This window comes from Roseibium aggregatum (assembly GCF_014692675.1).
In the GTDB taxonomy this organism is placed as follows: Bacteria; Pseudomonadota; Alphaproteobacteria; order Rhizobiales; family Stappiaceae; genus Roseibium; species Roseibium aggregatum_C.
The window spans coordinates 73,136-86,127 of sequence record NZ_JABFCZ010000006.1 but is presented as its reverse complement, the minus strand read 5'-3'; the positions used below and the strand labels follow the sequence as shown (position 1 = coordinate 86,127).

Annotated in this window: 13 protein-coding genes; 2 read left to right on the top strand and 11 right to left on the bottom strand. The window is 61.0% G+C overall.

Going from position 1 to position 12,992, the window contains the following annotated elements; genetic code table 11:
* Positions 1–76 precede the first annotated feature (76 nt).
* From HK439_RS06495 to HK439_RS06475, 5 genes are all read right to left on the bottom strand, one after another.
* Positions 77–430, bottom strand: coding sequence for an AzlD domain-containing protein (locus tag HK439_RS06495; protein WP_190290577.1), 354 nt, complete (start codon positions 428–430; stop codon positions 77–79).
* Positions 427–1,185, bottom strand: coding sequence for an AzlC family ABC transporter permease (locus tag HK439_RS06490; RefSeq protein ID WP_190290576.1), 759 nt, complete (start codon positions 1,183–1,185; stop codon positions 427–429). The genes HK439_RS06495 and HK439_RS06490 overlap by 4 nt, the downstream gene beginning before the upstream one ends.
* Before the next feature lie 187 nt (positions 1,186–1,372).
* Positions 1,373–3,817, bottom strand: a complete 2,445-nt coding sequence (clpA, locus tag HK439_RS06485; RefSeq protein WP_190290575.1) for an ATP-dependent Clp protease ATP-binding subunit ClpA — start codon at positions 3,815–3,817, stop codon at positions 1,373–1,375.
* A 12-nt stretch (positions 3,818–3,829) separates the two neighbouring features.
* A complete protein-coding gene (gene clpS, locus HK439_RS06480) occupies positions 3,830–4,162 on the bottom strand; it encodes an ATP-dependent Clp protease adapter ClpS (protein WP_190290574.1) in 333 nt (110 codons plus the stop codon).
* A gap of 553 nt (positions 4,163–4,715) precedes the next feature.
* Entirely contained in the window at positions 4,716–5,048 is a 333-nt protein-coding gene (locus HK439_RS06475; RefSeq protein WP_190290573.1) for a phasin family protein, read from the bottom strand.
* 581 nt (positions 5,049–5,629) lie between these two features.
* Between HK439_RS06475 and HK439_RS06470 the strand changes: the two genes are divergently transcribed.
* Complete coding sequence (locus tag HK439_RS06470) at positions 5,630–7,054, top strand: D-alanyl-D-alanine carboxypeptidase (protein WP_235987645.1); 1,425 nt, start codon at positions 5,630–5,632, stop codon at positions 7,052–7,054.
* 17 nt (positions 7,055–7,071) lie between these two features.
* On the opposite strand, the gene HK439_RS06465 is transcribed toward HK439_RS06470, so the two are convergent.
* The 5 genes from HK439_RS06465 to HK439_RS27085 all read right to left on the bottom strand — a co-directional run bounded on the left by HK439_RS06465 (position 7,072) and on the right by HK439_RS27085 (position 10,783).
* On the bottom strand, positions 7,072–7,779 hold the full coding sequence (locus tag HK439_RS06465; protein ID WP_190290572.1) for a DnaJ domain-containing protein: 708 nt from the start codon (positions 7,777–7,779) through the stop codon (positions 7,072–7,074).
* Between the two features lie 5 nt (positions 7,780–7,784).
* Positions 7,785–8,534 carry a VWA domain-containing protein gene (locus tag HK439_RS06460; RefSeq protein WP_190290571.1) on the bottom strand — a complete coding sequence of 250 codons (750 nt, stop codon included), beginning with the start codon at positions 8,532–8,534 and terminating at the stop codon, positions 7,785–7,787.
* 92 nt (positions 8,535–8,626) lie between these two features.
* On the bottom strand, positions 8,627–9,916 hold the full coding sequence (locus HK439_RS06455; RefSeq protein WP_190290570.1) for an MFS transporter: 1,290 nt from the start codon (positions 9,914–9,916) through the stop codon (positions 8,627–8,629).
* A 123-nt stretch (positions 9,917–10,039) separates the two neighbouring features.
* A complete protein-coding gene (locus HK439_RS06450) occupies positions 10,040–10,474 on the bottom strand; it encodes a DUF1489 family protein (protein WP_190290569.1) in 435 nt (144 codons plus the stop codon).
* Between the two features lie 186 nt (positions 10,475–10,660).
* Positions 10,661–10,783, bottom strand: coding sequence for a hypothetical protein (locus HK439_RS27085; protein WP_268956872.1), 123 nt, complete (start codon positions 10,781–10,783; stop codon positions 10,661–10,663).
* Positions 10,784–11,079: 296 nt separating this feature from the next.
* On the opposite strand from HK439_RS27085, the gene HK439_RS06445 reads away from it, so the two are divergent.
* Entirely contained in the window at positions 11,080–11,838 is a 759-nt protein-coding gene (locus HK439_RS06445) for a DUF599 domain-containing protein (RefSeq protein WP_209011603.1), read from the top strand.
* Here the strand turns inward: HK439_RS06445 and HK439_RS06440 are convergent.
* Positions 11,724–12,968: an adenylate/guanylate cyclase domain-containing protein gene (locus HK439_RS06440; protein WP_190290568.1), complete on the bottom strand. Its 1,245-nt coding sequence runs from the start codon at positions 12,966–12,968 to the stop codon at positions 11,724–11,726. The two genes, HK439_RS06445 and HK439_RS06440, sit on opposite strands and share 115 nt — an antisense overlap.
* Positions 12,969–12,992: the final 24 nt, after the last annotated feature.

The window sequence follows — 12,992 nt, the reverse complement described above, 5'->3', positions numbered from 1 at the left end:
ACTGATATCTGGATTCCAATCAGCACGCAGCATTGCTGCGTTTGTCTGGAATGACGAAGTGCACCAACCAATCGCCCTACCCCGGCACACCGCCCAGAAGCAGCCAGCCGCCGATGAGGACGGCCTCGCCGGCGAGAACGCCGACGATCACCATCTGGCGGACGGCCAGAAACGCGGCAAAGCCGGCACCTGCCGCCACGAGGCGCAGCCACATGGGCGAGTCCGCCAGGATGCCGTTGGGAAACAGAATCAGCTTGGAGATCACGCCTGCGACCAGTGCCGTTGCCACGCAGCGCACCCAGACGAACAGCTCGCTGTCCTCGCGCAGGCGCCCGCCGGCGAGCACGCCGAGCCAGCGCCACATGTCCGTGGCGAGCCAGCCGGCCACCACGATCATCACATAGGGCCACCACCAGGCGACATCGCTCATGACAGCCCCCTGCGCACAACCCGGTGGATCAGATAGGCCGCCGTGCCGCCGCCAAGACCGGTCCAAAGCAGATCGAGCCCGGGGACGTAGAGAAAGAACACCGGCCCAAGCGCCAGCCCGATGGCCATGGCGAGCTTGTCGGCCATGAGCCGGGATGCACCCCAGAGCGAACAGAGGAAATAGACCGGCGTCAGCAGGAACAGGCTGCCGGCCAGGATAGGCGGCAGACGCTCAACCAGCAGATAGGCGACCCCGGTCGCGCAGAAGACGAAACTGGTAATCGCAAAGCCGAAGCCGAGAAAGAACGGCAGCCGGGCTTCCCGGGGCATGTCCGGCAGGTTGCGCATGGCATAGACCCAGGCGGTCACGGCCACGAAATGGGAGGCGATCAGAAGCTGCCAGCGCTTGGTCTTCCCCTCCACCTTGACCATCGGCATCAGCGCCATGGTCATGGGCATCAGCCGAACGGAGGCAAGCGCGACGGCGATCGCTGCCGGAACGAGCCCCATCCCGGAGCTGAGCGCCCCGGTCAGAACCACGATTGACGGCAGCGCCCAGATCAGGCCTGTCATGGCCAGGGTCTCTGTCAGCGACAGACCGGTCTCGCGCGCCAGTCCCGCATAGCCGACAAAGGCAGCCGTCAGGATCAGCGCCGGAATGGACATGGCCGCCCGCGCGCCTCTGAGCGCCCAGACACGGGAAGGAAGGGTGTTACCGGGTCCGCCGGGCGGATCGATTTCGTTGCTGGAAGCCATCACTGCCGGATCTGGAAAACAGGATCTGGAAACGGAGAATAGGAAGGTTCCCTTATAAAAACGGATTGCGACAATTTGTCAATTCGGGGTTCTGTCCGGAACGACCCGTGTTGAGAAACATGCACACCCAAAACGAAGGCCGGGACGCATCCGCATCCCGGCCTTTGTCTTGTTCCGGATTTGGGCCTCAGTCGGCCAGAGGCACCTTCGGCACCAGGCTCTTCTTTGCCCCGCCCTTGCCGTTTTCCGGCTTCGACGGCTTGGCCGTGGCCTTGGCGGCCGGCTTCTTCCGGCGCTTCGGCTTCGGCTTGGAACCGGCCGCTGCCTTGGGCTTTGACGGCGGCGTCGCCCGTTCCTCAATCGATTCCAGAAGCAGCCCGGCGCGGTCCTCGGAGACGGAGACCTTGACCATGCCGCCCTTCTTCAGCTTGCCGAACAGCACCTCGTCGGCCAGCGGCCGCTTGATGTGCTCCTGGATGATCCGGCCGAGCGGGCGGGCGCCCATCTGGCTGTCGTAGCCCTTGTCGGCGAGCCACTTGACCGCATCCTCGGTGAGCTCGAAGGTCACGCCGCGATCGGCGAGCTGGACTTCAAGCTGCATGACGAACTTCTCGACCACCTTGTAGACCACTTCCATCGGCAGGTTGCCGAAGGGAATGACGGCGTCCAGGCGGTTGCGGAATTCCGGCGTGAACAGCTTGTTGATCGCTTCCGCGTCGTCGCCTTCCCGCTTCGACCGGTTGAAGCCCACCGGCTCCTTGGCCATGTCGGAGGCCCCGGCGTTGGTGGTCATGATCAGGATGACATTGCGGAAATCGACCTGCTTGCCGTTGTGATCGGTCAGCTTGCCGTGGTCCATCACCTGCAACAGGATGTTGAACAGGTCCGGATGGGCCTTCTCGATCTCGTCGAGCAGCAGCACGCAGTGCGGATGCTGGTCGACGCCGTCGGTCAGAAGACCGCCCTGGTCGAAGCCCACGTAGCCCGGAGGCGCGCCGATCAGGCGCGAGACCGTGTGCCGCTCCATGTATTCCGACATGTCGAAGCGGATCAGCTCCACGCCGAGCGAGGATGCCAGCTGGCGCGCCACTTCCGTCTTGCCGACGCCGGTCGGGCCGGAGAACAGGTAGCTGCCGATCGGCTTGTCCGGTTCGCGCAGGCCGGCGCGGGCCAGCTTGATGGCCGAGGCAAGCGTCTCGATCGCCGCGTCCTGGCCGTAGACGACCCGCTTCAGGTCCGTGCCCAGATTGGACAGGATTTCCGCGTCGTCCTTGGACACCGACTTCGGCGGAATCCGCGCCATGGTGGCAATGGTGTTCTCGATATCCTTGACGCTGATGGTCTTGCGCCGGCGGGATTCGGGCACCAGCATCTGCGACGCCCCGGTCTCGTCGAGCACGTCGATGGCCTTGTCCGGCAGCTTGCGATCGGAGATGTATTTCGCCGACAGTTCCACCGCCGCCTTGATGGCGTCATTGGTGTAGCGGACCTTGTGGAAATCCTCGAAATAGGGCTTCAGGCCTTTCAGGATGTCGATGGCGTCCGGAATGGTCGGCTCGTTCACGTCGATCTTCTGGAACCGGCGCACGAGCGCCCGGTCCTTTTCGAAGAACTGCCGGTATTCCTTGTAGGTGGTCGAGCCGATGCAGCGGATCGCACCGGAGGCGAGCGCCGGCTTCAACAGGTTGGAGGCATCCATCGCCCCGCCCGAGGTCGCGCCTGCGCCGATCACCGTGTGGATCTCGTCGATGAACATCACCGCGCCCGGATAGTCCTCGATTTCCTTGACCACCTGCTTCAGGCGTTCCTCGAAATCGCCGCGGTAGCGGGTGCCGGCCAGAAGCGCGCCCATGTCGAGCGCGAAAATGGTGGCGTCCTTCAGGACGTCCGGCACATCGCCGTTGACGATCCGGCGCGCCAGGCCCTCGGCAATCGCCGTCTTGCCCACGCCCGGGTCGCCGACGAACAGCGGATTGTTCTTCGAGCGCCGGCACAGGATCTGGATGGTCCGGGAAATCTCGTCGTCACGGCCGATCAGCGGATCGATCTTGCCCTTCTCCGCCTTCTCGTTGAGGTTGACGCAATAGGCTTCAAGCGCATCGGTCTTGGCCTTCGGCGCCTTCTCGTTGGTGCTGCCGGACAGGGCTTCGTCCTCTTCCGCCCCTTCGACGGGGCGGGCTTCGGCCATGCCCGGCCGCTTGGCGATGCCGTGGGAAATGTAATTGACCGCGTCGTAGCGGGTCATGTCCTGGTCCTGCAGGAAATAGGCTGCATGGCTTTCCCGCTCGGCGAAAATGGCCACCAGGACATTGGCCCCGGTCACCTCTTCCCTTCCCGACGACTGGACATGGATCACCGCGCGCTGGATCACCCTCTGGAACCCGGCGGTCGGCTTGGAATCCTCGTCGCTGTCGGTCACCAGATTGTCCAGCTCCGTCTCGATATAGTCGAGCAGGTTTCGCCGGATCAGTTCCAGGTCGACGTTGCAGGCACGCATGACCGCGGCCGCGTCCTGGTCGTCCAGGAGCGCAAGCAGCAGATGCTCCAGCGTCGCGTACTCCTGCTGGCGCTCGTTGGCAAAAGCCAAAGCCTGGTGGAGCGCCTTTTCGAGACTACGAGAGAATGACGGCACGTGTGATATCCTTCACTTTTTCTCCATGACGCACTGCAATGGGTGCTGGTGTTTCCGGGCAAAATCCATGACCTGCGTCACTTTTGTCTCGGCGACTTCATAGGAAAAGATCCCGCATTCCCCGACGCCGTGATGATGAACATGGAGCATGATGCGGGTGGCCTCTTCCCGGTTCTTCTGGAAGAAATTCTCCACCACGTGAATCACGAACTCCATTGGGGTGTAATCGTCGTTCAGCAGCAGCACCCGATAAAGATTCGGGCGCTTGGTATGTGTTCTGGTCCTGGTGACAACAACAGTTCCGGCGTCGCCGTCACCATCTTCAAAGTCAGCCCCGCCTGCCATGCTTAAGCCTACTGCCCTTCAAACGATGACCCCTCGAGTCTATCAGCAGCAAACCCGGAGTAAAGGCCCTCAATCTTGTGTGACCCTTAAGCGGCCCGGTCTCCCGTGCCGCCGTGTCCGTTCCCGGTTCGCCCACCTTGCCTGACCAATCCTGCCGCGCAAGTCGCGCCTGCGCAATGGTCGATTTGATCGAGGCGCTGCGGTTTATTGCCGACCTGAACCGGCACCGCCTTTCACAGTGTATGTAGGATAGGAAAAAACTTTTAAAAGATCAGTTGCAAAGCCGGAACCAGACGGCGGGAACCGGCGAAAAGCGACGGAAAGCCGAAGGTTGGGGATAGCCGCCATTTGCCGCACCCGATAAACCGGCCAAGGATTTCGACGGGAGCAGAACCAGGGAATTGCAAGACCCGCGACCGGTTTCAGGGAGGGCGGAAACGCAAAAACCCGGCTCTTGCGAACCGGGTTCAAATTCCCTTGAACCGGCAGGTGTTCCGGGGAATGCCCGGGACCCGGTTCGGGTGCGATAAGCCGATAGGCGAATGGCCCGGGCTTACTTGCCCATCTTGCCGAGCATGCCTTCGTAAGGCTTGTAGGCTTCCTTGGACAGGTCGGAGTACATTTCACCGAGCTTGGTCATTTCGCCGACGAAGCCTTCATAGGCCGTCTTGAAATAATCGGACTGTGCTTCAAAAGCCTTGTCGAGCGACTTGCAGGATACGACCTTCTCGACCGCTGCGGAGCCTTCCTCGAAAGACTTCTTCTGGTAGTCAGCCATCTCGGCGGCGATCGCCTGCATGGCCTTGGTCATGGTGTTGAGCGACTCCATGGCCATGTCCATGTTGTCCTTGCCCAGCTTCTGCACTTCCTCGAAATTATTCAGCATTCTTTCAACCCTTGTTCCTGGAGCTATAGCGCAATCGGGCGTCACACGCCTTCGCGCCACCTCGACAGGCGATTGTTTACCCTACGACACTATATTATGCATCGCACAAATTCTGTCAAGGATTATTTTGCGCTGCAACATCAACCGGGAATACGCACTGTCCCGGCACATTCCCGCTCCGCTTTGCGGCGTCGGCAAGGCCGCGAGGGAAAGACTCGCGGCAAGGTCCACACAAGCAGAACACACCATATTCAGAAATCCAGAGGCCCTGCTCTAACAAACCTCACCCAAAATCCCGAAAATATTCAAAATAGAGAGAAATTTACTTATAATAATAATAAAATTTCGGAATATACCCAAAAAAGAACTTGCCTTACTCATTAAAGGCGAATTAGGAAAAATTAAGGAGCTATTAATACTAATTTTGATCTAAAATTTTTTCCGCATTCTCGCTTTTATATTTACTCATTCGTAACCGCGATTCCATCAAATGAATCGCGAAGAATACGGGAAACGGCTTGATTGCAGCCGGCATCCGGACTGGTTAGGTTTGGGGCAGCAATCGGAGTACGTGACCCAGAATGGGAACTGTCATTGTGTTTGGTATGCGTTTGTATCGCAGTGCACGAAATCTGGGTTGGGTCGTACGTATCGGCGTTGCTGCGGCAGTTGTCCTGTCCGCGCCCCTGCCGGCGTCGGCAAACTCCAAATACGCGGGTATCGTCGTCGACGCCAAGACCGGCAAGACGCTTTATGCCTCGTCCGCCGACGCTCGCCGCTACCCCGCCTCCCTCACCAAGATGATGACCCTTTATATCGTCTTCGAGGAACTCGAAGCCGGGCGGCTGTCGCTCAACTCCGAGCTGAAGGTCTCCAAATATGCCTCAGGCCGGCCGCCCTCGAAGCTCGGGCTGAAACCGGGTTCCACGATCAAGGTCAAGGATGCCATCCTGGCGCTGGTGACCAAGTCGGCCAACGACGTCGCCTCCACTGTTGCCGAAAACATCGGCGGTTCCGAGGCCAAGTTCGCCGCGCGCATGACCCGAACCGCCCATCAGTTGGGCATGAAGCGGACGGTTTTCCGCAATCCGCACGGCCTGCCGGACTCCAGCCAGTACACCACCGCCCGGGACATGGCGACGCTCGGGCGCGCCCTCCAGGAGCGGTTTCCGAAGTATTACGGCTACTTCAAGACCCGCGTCTATACCTATCATGGCCGCCGCTACGGCAACCACAACCGCCTGCTCGGCCGGGTGAAGGGCATTGACGGCATCAAGACCGGCTATACCCGGGCTTCCGGCTTCAACCTGGTCACCTCCGTCAGGCGCGACGGCCGTCACATCGTCGCCGTTGTCATGGGCGGCAAGACCGGCCGCTCCCGCAATGCCCAGATGGTGAAGCTGATCAACGAATATCTGCCGCGCGCCAGCAAGGGTCCCGTGACCGACCAGGTCATCGCGTCCGTCGGACGCACACCGACCTTCGTCGCCGCCAAGCTGGGCGAGGTTCCCAAGCCGGCCCGGAAACCGGGACAGGAGACGCAGGCCCCGTCGAACCTGCTTGCCCTGGCCGCCCCGCCGACCAAGGCGGAACGCGAAACCCCCTTGATCGTCACCGGAGCAATCCCGGTCCCGCCTAAGGTCGTCAGAGAGCGCATGACGAATGCTTTCGAGGCCGCCGGTTTGCCGCCGGTGCCGCCGGCAGCGCCCGAGCGTCCCGAACAGACCACCGTGACAGTGGCCACCAGCGACACCAAGGACCAGGAGCCGGGCTGGCAGGTCCAGATCGCCGCAACCGAGACCGAGAGCGACGCGGTCGAGATGCTGAAACGGGCGACGGCGGCCGCCGGCCTGCACCGCCGCGTGCCCTATACCGAACCGGTCGAAGCCAACGGCCAGACCCTCTACCGCGCGCGCTTTGTCGGCTTTGAAACGAAAACTGCCGCCTTAAGCGCCTGCAAGACCCTGAAACGGGCGAAATTCGCCTGCTATGCCATCTATCAGTAATTGCGTAACGGATGCCGTCAATGTCTTCTGAGAAGAGTGTCTTTAGCCTCGTTGAGTTTCGCCGCCAGGAAGGTGGTTCCGCCATGGTCGGGATGCAGTCTCTGCATCAGCCGTCGGTGCGCCGCTCGGATTTCCGCGTCCCCGGCGCCGGGCGAAAGCCCCAGGATCTGGTAGGCCTCCTCATCTGTCATGGCGCCCGCGCTCGCAGGGCCGCCCTGCCGCTCTGCTCCATCCGCCTTGAAGTGTTCACGCCAGCCGGAAAGCCTGCGGTCGAGATAAGCTTCGACTAGGGCCCGGCTCTGCGCATCCGTCGCAGTCTCTTCCCAAAGGGCCTTCAGATCGGCGTCGCTGAGGTCTCCCAGCGACTGGCCCGTGAACCGTCCGGCAAGAACGGTTCCGCTCATGTCTCCGCTATCGTGGTCCAGTTCCATTTCGACCATGGCCGTCCGCACCCGGGAGGTCTGTCCCGGGGTCGCCTGACCGCTTCCACTGCCGAATACCCCGCCGAGCCTCTTCCAGCCGAGCAGGGACAGGCCGACGCCCGCCAGGGGGACGGCAAAGGCGAACCGGCCTCCCACCGCAAAGATCCCCGCGATGGCCAGAAGGGCAATCCCGGCCCCTTGCCTGAGTGTTTTCGCCAGATCGGCAGGATTGGCCTGGACGAAGTGCTGCGCTGCGTAAAGCAGCATGATCAGCAGCAGGATACCGAGAAGAAGATAGAACATTCCGCCTATTTCATTTGTTCAAGCAGAAGCCGGGCACCCCGTCCCCCGGTCGCCTCAAGCTCTTTCAGCGCGCCATGACCGCCCGCCGCATAGACGGCAACGGCCTTCAGCAGCTCCGAAAGCTGGCGCGCGGAGCCCGCATCGAAGGAACAATAGGCCCCGCGGGTGAGCCGCGCAATCTCGCGGAAGGCCTGTTCGGCCACCGGATCCCTGCCTTCCTGGAACAGGAACACCGGTACCCCCAGAAGGCTGAGTTCCCCGGCGCGGGCGCACAGGTCGTCGACATTTTCCTCCATGCAGTCGCCCACATAGACGAGGCCGGCAATCTTGTCTTCCCGGGCCGCCGTCAGGGCCGCGGACAGGACCTTGCGGATCTGCGTCCGCCCGCCCCTGCAGTCAATGCGCGACATGGCGGTCGCCAGGTCGCCGCTGCCGGAAAACCAGCGTGAGGCCCGGCATTCGTCGAAGCCGCGAAAATAGACCAGCTTGATCTCCAGACCGGAGATCTTTCCCGCTTCCTTGAACATTTCCGCCTGGATCTGGCAGGCCTGATCCCAGGTCGGCTGGCGGCTCATGGTCGCGTCGAGGCCGAACACCAGCCGCCCGCGCGCCTCCGGCGGCACGGAAAGTTCCGACGCCCTGTCCAGAAAGGCCTGAATGTCTGCGGATGACGATCGGCTTTGGACATCCTGCGACTGCGCCCGCGGGTCGCTTGTCGAAGGTGTCTTTTTTTCAACCGGTTTTCGAGGATCCATAGTCAGCCTTCAGGTCGATATCAGCAGCCAGCCTTAATAATTGGGCCAGATACAGGTCAAAACAAGCCGGTGGTCCAAATCCGCAGCTGCAATCAGGTCGCCTGCTCCGCAGCAGGCATGACCAGCCGCGGCAGATAGAAAATGACATGGAACATCGCAATCACGTTAATACAAAGGATGATCGCAATCGGATAAGCCTCGTGCTTGTAATGCGCCAGGAAGCCCAACACGGCGGCAACGATCAGGCCGATGGTTCCGGCAAACATCTTGCTGGCGGAAAAGAAATATTCACCACCGTCTCTGGGAGCCATTTCGCCGAGATATACCCTGATGTTGATGCTCACGGCCTGCATCGAAAAACTGAGAAGGACGAAAATCGGCGTGTAGTAGAGGTAATGCTGATAGCCCGGGTTTCCGTCGATCAGAAGAGCCAGGACTGCAGACAGGGCAGCAGCGCAGATACCCACAATCAGTTTGGTATGGATCGACCGCCTTGCCATCAGCACCAGCGCCGGACCGCTCAGTATCGCGCCTACCGACATTGCGACTATGATGGAACTCAGGGAGCCGGGTACATTTCCATGCAGCGATGCCGCATGAATGGCGTAGAACGGCACGACCTGTGTAATCGACAACAGCAGGATCTGCGCGATGATGTAATGCCGGAACCAGACATGTTCCAGGCTGAAGGCCCAGCCGCTCTTGATCTGCTCCCAATGCCCTAGCACGCCGCGACTGCCCGTCTCCTCTGTTCTTTGCTCAGTACCGGCGGATTTCGTCTGTTCCCGCACGAACAGGACCATGACGATCCCGATTATCCCGCACGAAACGGACAGCCAGACGAGGGTAATGTGACTTATCAGCGGCTCCCCGCCCTGAAAGTACCAGTGGGTCGCCAGCGCGAGCCCAATCGCAGCACAAGCGCTTATCCCGCCAGCGAGACTGAACAGCAGACTTCGGCGATCCTTGTCGAGCAATTCCGGCACGAGCGTACTGTAGGCCAGACTGCCGACGCCCTGGCCGGCGCCGACCACCGCCGCCGCCAGCAGGAAAATCACGGTCACGGCCAAGATCCAGTCAAACTGGATGGAGACCGCCGCAAGGACCATCCCGGCCAGCATGATGATTTTGCCCATCACCAGATAGGTTTTGCGCAATTTCGCTGAAGCGATCAGGGGCGCGGAGAGCGTCTGGGAAAGCTGGGAAATCCCGTAAAGGATGGGAACGAGGATGGCTGCGAAAAAGGTCGGCGCGCCGGCCGCGATATAGATGTAGGGGATGATTACCCTTGGCGGCGCCAGCCGGTGCCCGACCGAAGTGAACAGCCCGTGCGCCAACAGGACCCGCAAATTCCAGCGACTGTCTGTCAACAAGCCTGCCATCCGTTCGAGTATCCAGAAGGGCCTGCGATCTTCTGCTTCGCAGACGTTCCATGGAACCTCACAATCCCGGAATTGAATAGGCGCTATAGAGGTTAAATTTCCAGAACCGCGGCATTTCCCCGCCTAAATCAGGCAAAGTTCGGAAAGATCCCGGCGCATTTCCTCCGGCATGGCGGCCGCCTCGGCGGCGGAGCGGATATCGGCAGGCGCGTCTTCCGGTTTCAGGTAGCGCCACCCCTGGAACGGCCGCTTCGGCTGATACTGGGTCAGGATCAGCCGCGGTTCGAGCACCAGGTCGCAGCGCTTGACCCCGGACTTGTCGGTGAACGGACGGATGTCGACCAGATGCTGGCGCACCTGGATCCGGCCCTTTATCACCCAGTAGAGCGAGCCGCCGTCCAGAAGCTCATCCCTGCGGGTCGGCACCATGCGCGTGGTATGGGTCTGCTCCAGAGGCTCCCCCGCCAGGCGCTTCTGCTCCATTCGGAAGTCGAGCCACGCCTGCAGGCTTTCCACGCTGTCCGCGCCAACACACAATTTTACCAGATGCAGGGTCATATCCCGATGAGGTACCAGCAAACCGCCCAAGGTCAAGCGCCCGCACGGCTGGGCCGGTCTTTTGCACAGGTCCGCGGGCCTGTCCCGGGGACTGTTCTGAGGCCTGGCCGGGCTTTCCCCGCCTTCCGTTTTCCCCAAACAAAAAGGGCGCGGAAATCCGCGCCCTTTTCATATGCTGGTTGCTTGTCAGTTTACGACGGCGACCGCCTGCTGGGCGGCGTCCGGGTCGTGAAAAAGCATGAACAACGCCAGCGCGCCTCCCAGAGCGAGTACTGTCCAGACAGTGACGCCCCAGCAGGACTTTTGCACGTTTTCGTCCATGAAAACCCTTTAGACCTTTTCTGCCCACTGCCCCGGTGGCGGGAGGTGCCGCCGTGGCGAAATGTGGCCTTATTTGGGCGAGGAGTTAAGGGATCGCTAACGACTTCGCAAGTGCAAAAAACAAGCATCAGGAATGCATTTGCTGCTGGTCTCATATTTTATCTTTTGATTCAAAATCTTAAGTGAAAGTAGCCAGCGAAAAAAAGCTGCGCTAAACCTTGGAAAAGCGCCTTTGGGAGGCCCGTCCCTCAACCGGACCCTGATCGGAATCGTCGAGACCCGCCATGATGAATGTTCTTTCGCTTACCGATCTGATCGCCGCCGGATGGTTCCTCATCGCCTGGTTCGGCTTCAACCTGCTGATCGACATCAGCCCCTTGCGCCACAAGACCCTGTCCCACGCCATGGACAACTACCGCCGTGCCTGGATGATCTCCATGACCCGGCGCCCGGTACGCATCATGGACACGGCGATCACGTCGGGCCTGCAGCAAGGCACGGCCTTTTTCGCCTCCACCTCGCTGCTCGCCATCGGCGGCGGCTTTGCGCTCCTGAACTCCACCGACATCATTCTTCAGGTGGCGCAGGACCTGTCGCTGCCTGTTGAAAGCAGCCGGGCGCTTTGGGAAATCAAGGTTCTCGGGCTGATGCTGATCTTTGCCTACGGCTTCTTCAAGTTCGGCTGGGCCTACCGGCTGTTCAACTATTCCAGCATCGTTCTAGGCTCTGTGCCGGAGGCCGATTCACCGGAAACGGAGACCATTCGGGGACTGGCAGGCACCGCCGCCGAACTCAACGTTCTCGCCGGCCGCCATTTCAACAGCGGCCAGCGGGCGTTTTTCTTCTCCATCGGCTTTATGGGATGGTTCGGCGGACCCATCGCCTTCGCCGTCATGACGCTGGCGGTTCTGGTGGTCCTGTTGCGCCGTCAGTTTGCCTCCAAGGCGCGCATGGCGGTGCTGTCCGGGCACAAGTTGGCATTGTCACGCAGCGCCGATGCCGGCGAATACACACGCACCGGATCATCGAACCCCTTCACCTGATATTCGCCGAACAGGCCCGACCGGCAGCCCATGATGTCGGCAATCCCGTCGGAAACGAGGACTTCCACGTCCATGTCCTTGGCGAGTTCGGCGATCCGGGCGGCCATGTTGACCACCGGTCCGATCACGGTGAAGTCGAGTCGGGTTTCGCTGCCCACATTCCCGAAGAAGACGTCCCCGGCGTGAAGCGCGATGCCGACGCTCAGGTCCGGCGTCTCAAGGCAGATGTTGGCCTGGTTGATCTCCTCGATGCTGTGGATCGTCTGCCGGGCCGCAAGCAGCGCGCGCTTGGCCGCATCCTTCGCCTCGTCCTCGTTGGAATAGGGAAAGATCGCCATGATCTCGTCGCCGATGTATTTGAGCACCTCGCCGCCATGGGCCTCCACGGCCGCCGTCATGGCGCCGAAATACTGATTAAGGAACTTGATCAGCTTGTCCGCCGGCAGCTTGTTTGAAATGCGGGTGAAACCCCTCAGGTCCGCGAAGCTGACCACGGCGGAAATCCATTCGCCGTCGCCGCGCTTGACCGTACCGTTGAGCACCTTGCTGCCGGCACGCACGCCCACATAGGTATCGAGCAGCGTTTCCGCCGTCCGCCTCAGGGTCGCAAGTTCGCAGACGATCGCAAGCGGCCGGATGATCGATTCCAGCACGCCGATCTGCGCGCCCGTAAAGCCGGCCGGGGCCTTGGTCGCGAAGGTCACCGCCTTGGTCGACCCGTCCGAAAACGGCATCGGCAGGGCAATATAATCGGTATAGCCTTCGGCCCTCAGGTCCGGAATGACGGTGAACTCTCCCGGCTCCGCCTCCGCGCCGATCCTGCAGCGTACCGGTCGTTGCTCGGTGTAAACGACCTTCAAGGGGCTGTTTTGGTAAGCCTCGTTGACCTCTTCGGTGGCGAGATAACGGCGCAGCTCGCGCGTCCCGCTGCTTTCCCACACAGCTCCCTCGGCTCGCACATTCGGGTGCAGCAGCAAGATGGCGGTGGTGATGCGGTCGACGGGAAGTCCGCCCTCGCGCAGATGCGAAGCCAGGTCCTCCACCAGTTCCAGACTGTCCTGCCGCCCGACGGCTTCCGAATAGAGCCATTGAACGACGTTCGCGGCAAGCAGCGGCGCTTCAAGGACCATGGGCCCACTTCCTTCAAGATTGAC

Excerpts from the sequence above, each read along its gene's own strand:
- HK439_RS06495 (WP_190290577.1), bottom strand. The coding sequence starts at position 430 with ATGAGCGATGTCGCCTGGTGGTGGCCCTATGTGATGATCGTGGTGGCC.
- HK439_RS06490 (WP_190290576.1), bottom strand. The coding sequence starts at position 1,185 with ATGGCTTCCAGCAACGAAATCGATCCGCCCGGCGGACCCGGTAACACC.
- clpS (WP_190290574.1), bottom strand. The coding sequence starts at position 4,162 with ATGGCAGGCGGGGCTGACTTTGAAGATGGTGACGGCGACGCCGGAACT.
- HK439_RS06475 (WP_190290573.1), bottom strand. The coding sequence starts at position 5,048 with ATGCTGAATAATTTCGAGGAAGTGCAGAAGCTGGGCAAGGACAACATG.
- HK439_RS06470 (WP_235987645.1), top strand. The coding sequence starts at position 5,630 with ATGGGAACTGTCATTGTGTTTGGTATGCGTTTGTATCGCAGTGCACGA.
- HK439_RS06465 (WP_190290572.1), bottom strand. The coding sequence starts at position 7,779 with ATGTTCTATCTTCTTCTCGGTATCCTGCTGCTGATCATGCTGCTTTAC.
- HK439_RS06460 (WP_190290571.1), bottom strand. The coding sequence starts at position 8,534 with ATGGATCCTCGAAAACCGGTTGAAAAAAAGACACCTTCGACAAGCGAC.
- HK439_RS06455 (WP_190290570.1), bottom strand. The coding sequence starts at position 9,916 with ATGGCAGGCTTGTTGACAGACAGTCGCTGGAATTTGCGGGTCCTGTTG.
- HK439_RS06450 (WP_190290569.1), bottom strand. The coding sequence starts at position 10,474 with ATGACCCTGCATCTGGTAAAATTGTGTGTTGGCGCGGACAGCGTGGAA.
- HK439_RS06445 (WP_209011603.1), top strand. The coding sequence starts at position 11,080 with ATGATGAATGTTCTTTCGCTTACCGATCTGATCGCCGCCGGATGGTTC.
- HK439_RS06440 (WP_190290568.1), bottom strand. The coding sequence starts at position 12,968 with ATGGTCCTTGAAGCGCCGCTGCTTGCCGCGAACGTCGTTCAATGGCTC.